This is a genomic window from Brevibacterium sp. K11IcPPYGO002 (assembly GCF_050920635.1).
Lineage (GTDB): Bacteria > Actinomycetota > Actinomycetes > Actinomycetales > Brevibacteriaceae > Brevibacterium.
The window spans coordinates 2,400,860-2,414,676 of sequence record NZ_CP131929.1; the positions used below are offsets into that span (position 1 = coordinate 2,400,860).

Sequence of the window (13,817 nt, forward strand, 5' to 3'; positions counted from 1 at the left end):
CTGAGGAGCTGGCTGCGCCTCAGCCGAGCTTACGGACGAGCACGTCCGAGTCGCCGTTGCGTCCGACGGACACGAATCCGTGGTCGGCGTAGAGCTTCGCCGCCCCATTGCCGTCTTCGACGGACAGACTGACCGCAGGGAAGCCGCTCATCCGGGCCAGCGCGCAGACCGTGTCGAGAAGGGCTCCGCCGATGCCCTGCCCCTGGTGGTCGGGCAGCACTGCCATCGAGAGTTCGGGGATGTCCGCCGCCACCCAGCCGTAGCCGGTGAAGGGCGTCTGCTCATCCGACGGCGTCAGATCGGCGGCTGCCGGCTCGGAGCCAGTCGGCTCGGCAGTTGAGTCGTCGGCCTGACCGCCCTGACCGGTTTCGGGGCCGGCCCCGACCTCCGCATCGTTCTGGTCCTCTGCATTGCTCTGGGCCTCTGCATCGCGCTGGTCCTCAGCCGTCGCCCCGGCATCGCCGTCGGGCACGACTTCGCTGCGGACCACCTCGGTGCCGGTCTTGTCCAGGGCGGCAGCGAAGTCGCCGCCCACCCGCTCATCGGCTTTGCCGACGACGTCGTCGATATCGGCCAGACGCACCCACGCAAGTCCGACGATCGGCGACTGCGCATCGGCTTCGGCGTGTGCGGCGACGGCGATATCTCCCTCGCGGCCCCAGCCGCGGTAGTAGAAGACGGCATCGCTGCGGTATCGGAGGTCCTCGAGTTCGATTCGGGGCTTGTCCATCGACCAGTTGAAGCACAGATCGAGGAACGGCAGGAAGGTCTCGTCATCGGTCTCGGCGGGAAGCGGACGGATCCGTCCGCGCAGGGAGGCGCCGGCCGCCTCGGCGGAGGTGTTCTGCGAATCAGCGGAAGTGTTCTGGGAGTCGGCGGAGGTGTTCTGCGAATCATGAGCGTCAGTGTGGGCAGCGTTCATGAGATTCCTTTCTCGACGGCGCGTTCGATCCACGCCCGGTTGCGTACTCGCCAGCCCAGGGTCAGGGCGCGGAAACCGACGAATCCGATGCAGAATCCGGCCCAGAGCCCGGGTGCTCCCGGCCAGATGCTGATGATCGGGATGAGCAGAATCGCATATCCGATCACAGCGACCAATTGTGCCAGAGCCAGGTATCTCGCGTCCTCGGCTCCCATGAGCACGCCGTCGAGGACGAAGACAAAGCCTGCGATCGGCATGCTCAAGGCGAGCACCGGCAGGAGGGCGGCCAGCGCCGAGACCACGGCAGGGTCGGAGGCGAAGGCACGGGGGATGATTCCGGAGCCGGCGAACAGGACGACGCCGACGACGATGCCGAAGACGATCCCCCACAGGCACAGGCGGCGGTTGATCGCGGCGACCGCCGCGGTGTTCTTCGCGCCCAGCTCGAGGCCGATCATCGCCTGGCCGGCGATGGCCAACGAGTCGAGGGCGAGCGCGAGCGCGAAGAAGATGCTCTGAGCGACCTGGATCGCGGCGAGGTCCGTGGTGCCCATCGCCGTGGCCAGGAAGACGAGCAGGATGAGTGCGGCACGCAGCGAGGCATTGCGCACCAGCAGCCACCCGGATGTCTTCGCCGAAGTGAACACGCCGGTCCAGTCGGGGCGGATGCCGGCGTGGAGGCGGCGGGCCGCGCGGACGGAGATGGTGAGGTAGACCGCGCACATTGCGGCCTGCGCGAGGACCGTGCCCATCGCCGATCCCGCGACCCCCATGTCGAGCCCGTAGATGAAGAAGGCGTTGAGGCCGATATTGGCGATGCACCCGGCAGCGGCGACGACCAGCGGAGTCTTCGTGTCCTGGAGTCCGCGCAGCAGTCCGGTGGCCGCGATGACCATGAGCATGAATGGCAGACCCCACCATGAGATCGCGAGGTAGGAGTGTGCGCCCTCCGTGATCGCCGGATCCGGGTCGAACGCCTCGATCGCAGTTCTCAGCAGGGGCAGCCCAACGATGATGAGCAGGATGGACGTGCCCAGTGCCAGCCAGATTCCGTCGAAACCGGCCGTGATCGCGCCTGGCCGGTCCCCCGATCCCATCCGTTTGGCCACACGCGGCGTGGTGGCATAGGCGAGGAAGATCATCAGACCGAGCACCGTCTGCAGGATTGTGGAGGCGATCGCCAGCGATCCCAATGCACCGGCACCGAGGTGGCCGACCATGGCCGTGTCCGTGAGCAGGAAGATGGGTTCGGCGATCAGGGCTCCGAGTGCGGGAAGAGCCAAACGGAGAATGTCTTTGTCGATCGCTGCCACGTCCCCGATTCTAGCGAACCGGTCCCGCTGGGCCCGAGTGCCGAGGATCGCCCCTGCGAAGGCGGACCTACACGTTCCGAGGAGCGCCCCGCGCGAAGGCGGGCTCACCCCGATCGCACTGTCGTGTCAGTGCCGAACTGTAGAGTCGGAGGACAAACAGAGCAGCATCGCCGAGGATGAGATTGAATAGGTCATGGTCGATTGCTAATCGCTTTTTGTTCTATTTGTAATCGTATTGTGACATCAATATGTGGCTGCAGATCATATAATTGAGATAGGCGATTTCCCGACGAGCGACTTCCACAGAGGCGTGGAGAGGTGAGAAACCGATGAAGAACATCGGAGACAACGACGGACGGACGTCGCTCCTGCCTGCCTCTCCCTCATCAGAGGCAGACAGCCGGACCCTGTCCCAGTTCCGTCGTGCGCACGGGCGTCGCATGGAAGAGGCCGAAGACAGTGACCTCGTCGACCTGCTGGATGCCTATACGCAGAGCAGCCTCGCGCAGATCCACTCCATGGTCGCCACCAGTCGTGCCGTTGCACAGGATGTTGCCTATGCTCTCGGGCTCCTGGGATGCCATCCCGACGCAGTCTATGAGTTCGCATCATTCACCGAGACCTGTACCCGTTACTCCTCGCCTGAAACCGGCAGAACATCTGCCGCCCTCGGCGAGAAGAAGGCTCAGACCCAAGCACCCGACGGTGCCGTCGGCTCGCACCGAAGCCGCGAATGCGACGCCATCGACCAGAAGATCTGCGCAGTCGACCTCCCTTCCGACGACCTCTTCTCCCCGCGCAGGACCTGGACCAACCGAGAGAATCTGGCGTGGACACAAGCTGTGGCTCAGGTCGAAGCCGAATCGGGAACGAAGATCGGCATCAGCGCCGGGCCGAAGAAGGACCGTGCAGCCGGTCGCCGTCTCCGTCGAGTCCGGAAGTTGGCCGAGGAGTTCCTGTCCGATCCTGCTCTGTTGCCTGACTTTCCAGGCTTTGACCCGGAAATGACCTTCTTCGCATGGCTGCGCAGCAATATCGAGCCGACTGAGGCTGGCGTGAACTCGAGCCTGCTCGGCGCAACCACGAGCAGATCGCTCCAGCACATGACGTCGTCGATGACGCTGGCGCACGGGCTTCCGCGATTCCTCAAACGCTGCCTGGATGGGGACTTCACGATCGAGCATGTCGATTGTGTGACTCGCGCGTGCCGTGACCTGCACTTCGAGCATCTGCCTGCGCTCGACGACTATCTGGCTCACAGGCGCGCCGACATCACGATCGAGACGTTCAAACGTTCGGTCGCGCTGAAGATAGCCGCGCTTCAGCCGGCCGAGGATACGTTGAAGAGCGTATCGCTGCGGCGTCGGGTCGACTTCAGCACCGGCGACGACGGAACTGCCTACCTCACTCTGACCGGTCCCGCTCCGGAGCTTCAAGCGTGTTTCCGTAGGCTCGACGCATTCTGCCGCGCAGTCCATAAGAACAATACGAGTGCGTTCTCGAGCCAGCTCAAAGCAGGCGACTGCTTTGATGAGGAACGGTCGATCTCTGCCCTGATGTTCGACATCCTCACGCGCACGCGTCCTCAGCTGAAGCTGCGCATCATCAGCACCAATGACGCAGACGGCTCGTCGACGAGTTCCGATTTCTCCCTCGATGGCCTCTTCGCCGGCCCCGACGGCACCCCGATGCACGAAGGCGAGGCCCTGCTCGACTACATCGAGCGGGTATTCGACGACATGGACAAGAACGGTTACGAAGCACCGACGCGAGCTGCGTCAGCCGATTCGGCAGCCACAGCACAGAGCGAATCCAGCCCCAATGCGCCTATCACTCCGGCAGGACGCACTTTCGAGTCCCAACTGCTCGAGGCCATCCTCAGCTGCAACAGCACCACGGATCACGACGCGGCCGAATCGCTCTCGGCTCTCATCGGCTCGCGTGCCGACGGAGCCCGCCCCGCCGCCGAGGGCACCGCTGCTGCAGCAGCCGGCGCTGTCGACGCATTCGGCAATCCCGTCCTCGATGCCGGCGAGCGCCGCATCAGCTTCGAATTCCTCCTGGACATGCCGACCAGCGAGTATTGGCTCGCGAATCAGGCCAGCACATTCATCACCGTTCCTCTGCTGACGCTGCTCAGCCAATTCCAGTCGGAAGACGGCAGTCCTCCGCTGCCGCCCACGGATCCCCCGGGTGCACCGCCGCCGAGCAGCGATTCCCCAGGTGCACCACTACTGACCGGGGAATCCTCAGATCCGCCACCAGCCGTCGAGGTACCGCCACCGACGACGGACGCCTCAGCTCCGCCGCTGCCCACCGAGTCACCGGCGCCCCCGATCACCCCAACAGCACAGCCCACAGGCTCTGACGTACCGCTGACCTCAGGTGAGGTGTGCGATCTGGCGGGCATGCTTCCAAACGGGTCGCCGATCCCTGCCGACATGGCACGACGAGTCGCCGGCTACTCCACCACATGGACCAGGCTGCTCACCGACCCGGCGACCGGGACACCTGTCGATGCGAAGGCAACGTCCTACGCGATTCCCAACAGCGTGCGCAAGACGCTCGTCGCCCAGTTCGTGACGTGCACATTCCCCGGCTGCACTCAACCAGCTGAGATGACAGAGGTCGACCACATTGACCCGTTCAATCACTCCGACCCTACCCAGGGCGGTCTCACCCGGTTCGGCAACCTCCACTGTCTCTGCAAGGCGCATCACCAGCAGAAGACCAACGGCAGTTTCGACGTGCGGATGACCGAGCCCGGCCACCTTGAGTATGTCTTCCGCAAGGGTGTCACCGTGGAGGTCGTCTCACCGGACAACCCCATCAGCGTCGAGCATGCCCGGTTGTTCCTCGAACGATTCGGCAGTGGCCTCGCACGACAGTGCCGAGCGGTCACAGTGGAGCAGTCGAGCACAGAGGATCCATCTGCCCACGACCATGCGACAGCGCCCGAAAGTGATACTGGCGCTGAGCGTGACTCTGAAATTGAGCGGGGATCTGGCACCAAGCCATCGACGGCCCAGAGCGGCGGAGCAGATGCGAAGCACCCGGCTCCCGGCGATCGGAAACGGGCGCGGGAATGCCCTGTACCAGCGGCAGCCGAAGGCACCCCCGGCTGGAGGGAACTCGTTGCCGGGGATCTCTGCGCATTCACACCGGTGTCTGCGCCGAGCAGAACCGGCGAAACGTCCGGCGCCCTGCCAGACGATGAGGACGGCCCGGAGCTGCGCGATTGGTTCTGGGACTCCGGCGAACCTCCACCGTTCTGAAAGGTGTCCTGCGCAACGAGCCTCCGTTGACGTCCGACTACGACGACTTCATCACCGCTGACGGCTCACTGTCGGCAGACCACCGGCTCACTGTCGGCAGACCACCGGCGGGAAGTCGGACTTCACACCGCTCGTCGACGCAGAAAGGGCCGACGACATCCGGTCAGAATCGACTCGAATATCGTCGGCCCTTCGCTCTTGCGCAGCTGCCGAGGGAATGCCTCAGCAGACTTCGAACAGTCCGGCAGCTCCCTGTCCCCCGCCGATGCACATCGTGACGACGACGTACTTCACTCCGCGACGACGTCCCTCGATGAGGGCGTGTCCGACAAGCCGGGCACCGGTCATTCCGTAGGGGTGCCCCACAGAGATGCCGCCGCCGTCGACGTTGTACTTCTCCGGGTCGATGCCGAGCCGGTCACGGCAGTACAGTGCCTGGACAGCGAACGCCTCGTTGAGCTCCCACAGCCCGATGTCATCGATCGACAGACCATGGGTCTTCAGCAGCTTCGGAATGGCGAACACAGGACCGATGCCCATCTCGTCCGGCTCGCAGCCGGCCACGGCCATGCCGCGATAGATGCCCAACGGTTCGAGCCCGCGACGGCTGGCTTCATCGCTCGACATGACCACCGAAGCGGAGGCTCCGTCAGAGAGCTGAGAGGCGTTGCCGGCGGTGATGCTCGGAACCTTCGACGCCACACCGGGCTCGAGAACCGGGTTGAGTCCGGCAAGGCTGTCGAGCGTCGTCGACGGCCGGTTGCCCTCGTCGGCTTCGAGAAGCACATCCTGACGGGAGGTCTCCTTCGTCTCCTTGTCGACGACGACCTTTGTCGTCGGCAGGGGCACGATCTCGTCATCGAACCGACCGGCTTCCTGAGCAGCGGCGGTGCGCTGCTGCGAGGACAGGGAGTACTCGTCCTGCGCCTCACGGCTGACACCGTAGCGTTCTGCGACGACCTCGGCGGTCGCCAGCATCGGGTAGTAGATGCCCGGGATGCGCTGTTCGAGCCACGGATCCTTGGCCCGGAACATGTTCATCTTGTCGTTCTGGACCAGCGACACCGACTCCACGCCACCGCCGACGGCGATCTCCTGGCCGTCGAAGAGGACCTGCTTCGCCGCGGTCGTGATGCCCATCAGCCCGGATGAGCACTGCCGGTCGATCGACATTCCGGGAACCGTGACAGGAAGGCCGGCTCGCAGTGCCGCCTGCCGAGCGACATTCGTTCCTTGGCTGCCCTGTTGCAGAGCGGCACCGAAGACGACGTCTTCGACCTCGCCTCCTTCGAGACCGGCCCGCTCCACGGCGTGTTTGATCGCGTGGCCGGCCAGCTCCTGAGCCTGGGTGTCATTGAAGGCACCACGGTAGGCCTTGCCGATCGGCGTGCGGGCCGTCGACACAATGACTGCTTCTCTCATAGTTCTCACCTTTCGAAGATGTTCGTGAACCCGTCGCGAGGACGGCGGCGATCAGTCCTTCGGACCGCCGGCAACGTAGATGACCTGACCGGAGACGAATCCGGCGCCTTCGGAGGCGAGGAACGATGCCGTGTGAGCGATGTCCTCGGGCTTTCCGGAACGGGCCACGGGGATCTGCTTGACCGAAGCTTCGACGAAGTCCTCGAAGCCCATCCCCACGCGCTCGGCGGTGGCCTTGGTCATGTCGGTTTCGATGAAGCCGGGGGCAATGGCGTTCGCGGTGATGCCGAACTTGCCGAGCTCGATCGCCCAGGTCTTCGTGATGCCCTGAATACCGGCCTTGGCGGCGGAGTAGTTCGTCTGTCCGCGGTTGCCCTGAGCCGAGGTCGACGACATCGAGATGATGCGGCCGAACTTCTCGTCGACCATGTAGGACTGCACGGCCCGCGCCATGAGGAATGCTCCGCCGAGGTGGACGGAGAGGACCTTGTTGAAATCCTCGTGCGTCATCTTGAACAGGAGGTTGTCGCGCAGGATGCCGGCGTTGTTGACCAGCACGGTCGGCGCACCGAGGGTCTCGGCGACCTGCTTGACCGCAGCATCGACCGAATCTTCGTCGGAGACATCGGCCTCGAGGCCGAGAGCTTCGCCGCCGGCGCCCTTGATGGCAGCGACGGTCTCGTCGGTCGGACCCATATCGAGGACGGCGACCTTGAGTCCGTCGGCTCCGAGCCGCTTGGCGATGGCGGCTCCGATGCCGCGGCCTCCACCGGTGACGATTGCTGTACGAGTCATGAACACGCTCCTAAAGATGATGTTGCGTCATTGCCGAGGGGAACCGAGTCATCAACTGCGGTTCGCGTCCGCATCAGACCTGATGTGACACAGATCTCGCATGCAGTTATGCCCACTGTAGACCAGATTCGCCACTGAACGATTGTTTGCTCACCTTTCAGACAGAGAGCCGCCTCGAACGCGTCAGCGACTCGAAACATCTCCCGACGTTTCTGCGCACATGTCGCCCGACCTCGCCTTATACCCTCCAGACCAGGCCGGGTCCCGAAGATTATCGAACGTTCAAAAATCTAGCTCAAAACCATTGACTTCACCAGAGTGATTTGGAAGTGTTCACATCAGTCGAAGTCCATTACGGATTGACGACGACTCCGAGCACCGTCACCGACGACGGCTCGGGCAACGTGTGGAGCAAACGTGTTCCAAGAGCTTTTCAAAGGAGAAAAGATGAACTCTGTCTCGCGAAGTCGCCGCCGCAGACTTTCGGCGGCCGCAATCATGGGTGCCATCGCATTGACCGCCACAGCGTGCGGAGGCGGTGGCGGCTCGGGTGAGGGCGACTCAGTCGTCATCGGCTACACCGGACCGCTCAGCGGTGGAGGCGCCGCGTACGGTGAGAACGTGAAGATCGGTCTCGAAATGGCCATCGCCGATCTCAATGCGGACGGTGTCGAGGTCGATGGCGAGCCCGTGACTCTGGAGCTGAAGTCCCTCGACGACAAATATGCACCGTCCACTGCTGCCAGCAATGCTCAACGACTGGCCGACCAGGACAAGGCTCCGGTGGTCGTCTCCCCGAATGCCGGAGCGATCAAGGCGATTCAGCAGATCAACAGCGGCAGATCGAACTTCCTCATCTCCGCGTACACCTCGGATCCGGCGATCGTGCAGGCGGACAATCCTCTGACGATGATGATTCCCCCGAATTTCGAATCCTACGCGACGGAGTTCTCCGAAACCGCCATGGAACACGGAGGCAAGAAGCTCGCTCTGCTCGGAACTCAGAGTGAATACGGGCAGCAGTGGACCAAGTCGATCACAGGCGCGTGGAGCGACGCCGGCGGAAAGGTCGGCGGAGACAACAGCATCGACTATGCCACCGTGTCCGATTTCGCGGGGCCCGTCTCGAAAGCCCTGGCCGAGAAGCCCGACGCGATCTTCGTCGGCGGACCATCCCAGCCGACCGCTCTGATCATGGAAGAAGCTCGCAAGCAGGGCTTTGAAGGCAGCTTCCTCGTCATGGACCAGGCGAAACTGGATGAGATGGCGACGGTGACGGAGCTCGACAATCTCAAGAACTCGGTCGGTGTTCTGCCCGTCTCCGAGTATCAGGATCCGGGCACCGAAGACTTCCTGAAGAAGTTCGCCGAGAAGGCCGGAGAGAAGAAGGTCCCGACCAGCGAAACGGCGCTGAACTACCAAGGGATTGCGATCATCGCCAAGGCGATGGAGGTTGCAGGCACGACGGACGACCCCGAGAAGATCAGGGAAGCCATCGGAGAAGCACTGCCGGATGTCGATGACAAGTACAAAGTCAATGGCTTCCCCGATGAGATCACGGAGCAGGGTCACCTCCTCAACCCCGACTTGGAGGCAACTTTCCTCGATGAGGACGGCGAATACACGAAGGTGCCGATCGAACAGGCATCCGACGACAAGTAATCTCCGCCAGCGGCATCTCTCAGGGGTGAGGCGCGTCCGTGCGCCTCACCCGGGCCGCACTCATGCCTGCAGAGGACCCGAATCATCATGACCCTCTTCATCCAACAGCTCTTCAACGGCCTTGCGCTGGGCGGCGTCTACTGCCTGGCCGCGATCGGTCTGACCTTGGTATTCGGAGTGCTGCGCATTCCCAATCTGGCTCACGGTGCGCTGTATATGCTCGGCGCCTACATCACCTACTTCTTCCTCACAACCGTCGGTGTTCCCTATATCGCGGCGATCGGCATCGCGGCGCTCGTGCTCTTCATCGTCGGCGTCGGGCTCGAGCGTCTCGTATTCCACCCCTTGCGCAACTCCCCGCATACTCACCACATGATTGCGGCAGTCGGTGCGATGTTCTTCTTCCAGGCTCTGGCTCAAGCGATCTGGGGCGCCGACTTCCGCCGTATGGACACTCCGATCACCGGCGAGCTGCGGATACTCGGCGCCGAGATCTCTGCCCAGCGCATCGTCATCATCGTCACCGCTGTGATCGTGTTGGCGCTGTTGGCGTGGTTCATCAAACGATCCATCCACGGTCAGACGATCGAAGCGATCGAACAGGATCGCGTCGGTGCGTCGCTCGTCGGCATCAACCCGTCGATGGTCGCGATGCTGACGCTGGGTCTGTCCGCCGTGCTCGCAACCATCGCGGCGGGACTCGTCGCACCGATCAACCTCCTGTCACTGACGATGGGAGACGCCCTCAACCTCAAGGTGTTCGCCATCATCATCCTCGGCGGACTCGGATCTCTTCCGGGGGCCATCGTCGGCGGTTTCGCACTCGCGATCGCCGAGACGATGACAGCGACCTACATCTCCTCCGCGGTCGGCGAGGCCGTGGCATTCGTCGTTCTCGTGGCCGTGCTGGCCATCAAGCCCAACGGACTGTTCACGAAGGCGGTGCAGCGATGAACTCAGTGAAGAATTTTCGAATCATCGGCACCATCGCCGTCATCATCCTGCTCGGCCTCACACCCTTGGCGTTCGGGCAGGAGAACTACACGATGCGGGTGATCACCGTAGGCATGTGTGCGGCGATCGCCGTCTATGGTCTCAACATCATCCTCGGCTTCACCGGTCAGCTGAATCTGGCTCAAGGCGGATTCTTCGGCATCGGCGCCTACGGGGTGGGGCTGCTCACCACCGATTACGATTGGTCCTTCTGGGCTGCCTTCTGCGTGTCCGTGATCGGGACCGCGGTCATCGGCTACCTCTGCGGGCTGATTGCGCTGCGGACCAAGGACGAATACTTCGCCATCTTCACCATGGCCATCGGCTTCATCATCTTCCTCGTCATCAGCCGCTGGGAGTCCGTCACTCATGCACATTCCGGAGTCAACAATGTGAAGTTCCCCGAAGGCGGAGGACTCATCGACTTCGAATCGCCCACTGCGATGTTCTACCTCGTCTTCGCCGTTCTGCTCGTCTGCGTCTACACAACGTACGCGATTCGGCGCTCGAGCGTGGGCCGCACGCTGCTGACCATCAGAACCAGCGAAGACCTCGCGGATGCGATCGGTGTGCGTGTCGGTTTCAGCAAACAGCTCGCCTTCGCGGCATCCGCTGTCTTCGGCGGAATGGGCGGAGGTCTCTACGCATCCGTGGTCGGCTTCATCGGACCCGATTCGGCATCGATCGACAAGACCTTCGAATTCCTCATGTTCATCCTCGTCGGAGGAATGGGCACTGTCGCAGGTCCCCTGCTCGGGAGCATGATCGTGACATTCCTGTTCGAACTGTTCCAGGATTTCCAAGCCTATCGATTCATCGTTCTGGGCCCCATCATCGTCGCCCTCGTGATCTTCGCACCGCGGGGAATCGTCGGTTACCTCGGCGGGTTCGTCGACAGACGAAATCGACGACGCAGGGCCGAAGTTGCCCGCGGCGCCGACGACGGTCCCGATTCGACAGGTGGTTCGGCCCCCGGCGGAACAGGCGACCACCGCGCACGGACCGTCGCCGACGGGGTCGACTCGGGTGTCGGCCGGACCGGAGGCTCCCCCTCTTCCGAGGAGACGAAATGACAATGCTTGAAATACGAGACCTCGGTAAGCGCTTCGGCGGACTCGATGCGGTCAAGGACGTCGACCTGGACGTCGAGGAGGGCCAGATCACCGCTGTCATCGGTCCCAACGGAGCAGGCAAGTCAACGCTGTTCAACCTCGTCCACGGCTTCTATCGGCCCACCGCGGGGACGATCACTTTCAAGGGTGAGGACATCACTCATTCGTCCCCGCACCGTACGGTCGCCGGCGGTATCGCGCGCACATTCCAGACGACGAATCTGTTCGATGACAGCACCCTGTTGGAGAACGTCCTGGCCGGTCGGATCGTCCGTTCGAAGTCCAATGTCTTCGACGCTGTCTTCCACACTCCTCGCCACCGTCGTGAATCGCGCATCAACGAGGACAAGGCGATGGAAGCTCTCGAGTTCTGCGGGGTCGCGGAGTATCGGCACGATCTGGCGTCCAATGTTCCGCAGGAGGTGCAGAAGCGCACTGCAGTGGCCATGGCCCTGGCCACGGAGCCTGAGCTGCTGCTGCTCGACGAACCGGCCGGCGGCATCCCCGAAGAGGAGACCGTCGACTTCGGCAACCTCATCCGCTCCCTGCCGCAGCGAGGGGTCTCCGTCCTGCTCGTCGAACACAAGATGACGATGATCATGGACCTCGCGGACACGATCCTCGTTCTCGATCACGGCCAGAAGCTGGCGCTCGGTGCACCGGCGGAGATCCAGTCGAATCCGGATGTCATCCGCGCCTATCTCGGTTCGACAGCACAGGAGGAGAACTGATGCTCACGCTCGACAATGTCAGCACCGGATACGATGCCGCCGATGTGCTCCACGGCGTGAGCATCACTGCGCAGCCCGGAGAGCTCACCGTGGTCCTCGGAGCGAACGGATCAGGCAAGACGACTCTCTTCAAGACCATCAGCGGACTGATGCGGGTCCGTACCGGCTCGATCGCCTATGAGGGGCGGCCGCTGCATCGAGCTCGCGCGAATGCCATCGTCAAGGCCGGTATCGCGCACTGCCCCGAGGGCCGTCACCTGTTCGGGAAGATGTCGGTGGAGAAGAATCTGCGTCTGGGGTCATATCCTCACCGGAACGGTTCTCGTACCGAAGAGATCTACGCTGACGTGCTCGATATGTTTCCGATCCTCAAGGAGAAAGCCAAACAGCCGGCAGGCTCACTGTCCGGCGGACAGCAGCAGATGGTCGCGATCGGTCGGGCACTGATGTCGGATCCGAGCCTGCTGATCCTGGATGAGCCGTCGATGGGCCTGGCTCCCATCGTCGTCGAGCAGGTCCTCGAGTCGGTCGCCCAGATCAATCGCAACGGCATCGGAGTTCTGCTCAGTGAGCAGAACGCGAAGGCATCGTTGGCAATCGCCCACAGGGGATACGTTCTCGCTGAGGGGCGGATCGTCCTCGCCGATGATGCCTCCCGGCTGCTCGACAATCCTGACGTGCAGGCGGCCTACCTCGGACTCTGACGGCGCACGGGTCCCACCCGTTGAGAAGGACACCGGTGCGGATGAGATCTCGCCGAGGCGGCTCGGCCACCTCGGCGAGATCTCGCTGAGTTCGTCTGCCGGATCGTTCCGGTCTGTCGATCCGGCGTGTGATCAGCCGCGAATCGGCACTCCGGTGAGGTCAGTGCGACCGACCTTGGCGGCTCACTCGTCGAGGAACCGCGAGACGTCCCCGGCTCCGACGCGAGCCACCTCGGGGTACTTGCCGGTGAAGTCGATGACCGAGGTCGGCACGACTCCGGGGACTCCGGACTCGATGACGATGTCGAGGTCATTGCCGAGCTGGTCCATGACATCCTCGGCGTGGGTCAGCGGATCCTCATCGTCGGGCAGCAGCAGCGTCGAGGACAGGATCGGCTCCCCCATCGCCTCGACGAGTGCGAGTGCCGTGACGTTCTGCGGGATCCGAGCTCCCACCGAATGCTTCTTCGGGTGCATCATCCGGCGCGGAACTTCCTTCGTCGCCTTCATGATGAACGTGTACGGTCCCGGCGTCATCGACTTGATGGCACGGAAGTCGGAATTGTCGACGATGACGAACTGACCCAGCTGGGCGAAGTCGTGGCACATGAGTGTGAAATGGTGCTTCGAACCGAGTTGTCGGATGCGAGTGATCCGCTCGATGCCGTCCTTGTTGTCCAAGGCACAGCCGAGGGCATAACAGGAATCCGTGGGATAGGCGATCAGGCCACCGTTCCTGAGTGACTCAGCGGCCTTCTCGATCAGTCGGTCCTGCGGGTTCTCCGGATGGATATTCAGTAGTGTCGCCATACTTCATGCTAACCACTCTGCCGCCACAGTGCGAGGGGTCGAGGCGACTAGGGACGGGAAAAGCGAGAATGTGGGATT

At 63.0% G+C, this 13,817-nt stretch carries 11 protein-coding genes; 6 read left to right on the forward strand and 5 right to left on the reverse strand.

The genetic code is table 11. The annotated features are described in order from the left end of the window. Positions 1–19: 19 nt before the first annotated feature. Both QYM46_RS10900 and QYM46_RS10905 read right to left on the reverse strand, forming a co-directional pair. The gene (locus QYM46_RS10900) at positions 20–922 is read right to left on the reverse strand and encodes a GNAT family N-acetyltransferase (RefSeq protein WP_432788940.1); all 903 of its coding nucleotides are present in this window, start codon (positions 920–922) and stop codon (positions 20–22) included. Next, positions 919–2,235 carry an MATE family efflux transporter gene (locus QYM46_RS10905; protein ID WP_432788941.1) on the reverse strand — a complete coding sequence of 439 codons (1,317 nt, stop codon included), beginning with the start codon at positions 2,233–2,235 and terminating at the stop codon, positions 919–921. The genes QYM46_RS10900 and QYM46_RS10905 overlap by 4 nt, the downstream gene beginning before the upstream one ends. A 329-nt stretch (positions 2,236–2,564) precedes the next feature. Here QYM46_RS10905 and QYM46_RS10910 point away from each other — a divergent pair, with 329 nt between their 5' ends. Then, a complete protein-coding gene (locus QYM46_RS10910) occupies positions 2,565–5,510 on the forward strand; it encodes an HNH endonuclease signature motif containing protein (RefSeq protein ID WP_432788942.1) in 2,946 nt (981 codons plus the stop codon). Between the two features lie 222 nt (positions 5,511–5,732). Here the strand turns inward: QYM46_RS10910 and QYM46_RS10915 are convergent, their stop codons facing one another. Continuing rightward, positions 5,733–6,932, reverse strand: a complete 1,200-nt coding sequence (locus QYM46_RS10915; protein WP_432788943.1) for an acetyl-CoA C-acyltransferase — start codon at positions 6,930–6,932, stop codon at positions 5,733–5,735. 51 nt (positions 6,933–6,983) lie between these two features. Continuing rightward, entirely contained in the window at positions 6,984–7,727 is a 744-nt protein-coding gene (locus tag QYM46_RS10920) for an SDR family oxidoreductase (RefSeq protein WP_432788944.1), read from the reverse strand. Between the two features lie 447 nt (positions 7,728–8,174). Here QYM46_RS10920 and QYM46_RS10925 point away from each other — a divergent pair, with 447 nt between their 5' ends. The 5 genes from QYM46_RS10925 (at position 8,175) to QYM46_RS10945 (ending at position 12,929) form a co-directional block, all read left to right on the forward strand. Continuing rightward, the gene (locus QYM46_RS10925) at positions 8,175–9,389 is read left to right on the forward strand and encodes an ABC transporter substrate-binding protein (RefSeq protein WP_432788945.1); all 1,215 of its coding nucleotides are present in this window, start codon (positions 8,175–8,177) and stop codon (positions 9,387–9,389) included. Between the two features lie 87 nt (positions 9,390–9,476). Continuing rightward, a complete protein-coding gene (locus QYM46_RS10930; protein ID WP_432788946.1) occupies positions 9,477–10,343 on the forward strand; it encodes a branched-chain amino acid ABC transporter permease in 867 nt (288 codons plus the stop codon). Then, positions 10,340–11,455, forward strand: coding sequence for a branched-chain amino acid ABC transporter permease (locus tag QYM46_RS10935; protein WP_432788947.1), 1,116 nt, complete (start codon positions 10,340–10,342; stop codon positions 11,453–11,455). The genes QYM46_RS10930 and QYM46_RS10935 overlap by 4 nt, the downstream gene beginning before the upstream one ends. Before the next feature lie 2 nt (positions 11,456–11,457). Further along, positions 11,458–12,225 carry an ABC transporter ATP-binding protein gene (locus tag QYM46_RS10940; protein ID WP_248278890.1) on the forward strand — a complete coding sequence of 256 codons (768 nt, stop codon included), beginning with the start codon at positions 11,458–11,460 and terminating at the stop codon, positions 12,223–12,225. Further along, positions 12,225–12,929, forward strand: coding sequence for an ABC transporter ATP-binding protein (locus tag QYM46_RS10945; protein ID WP_432788948.1), 705 nt, complete (start codon positions 12,225–12,227; stop codon positions 12,927–12,929). Before QYM46_RS10940 ends, QYM46_RS10945 begins: the two co-directional genes overlap by 1 nt. 183 nt (positions 12,930–13,112) lie before the next feature. On the opposite strand, the gene QYM46_RS10950 is transcribed toward QYM46_RS10945, so the two are convergent. Further along, positions 13,113–13,739, reverse strand: coding sequence for an L-threonylcarbamoyladenylate synthase (locus QYM46_RS10950; protein ID WP_025780104.1), 627 nt, complete (start codon positions 13,737–13,739; stop codon positions 13,113–13,115). Positions 13,740–13,817: the final 78 nt, after the last annotated feature.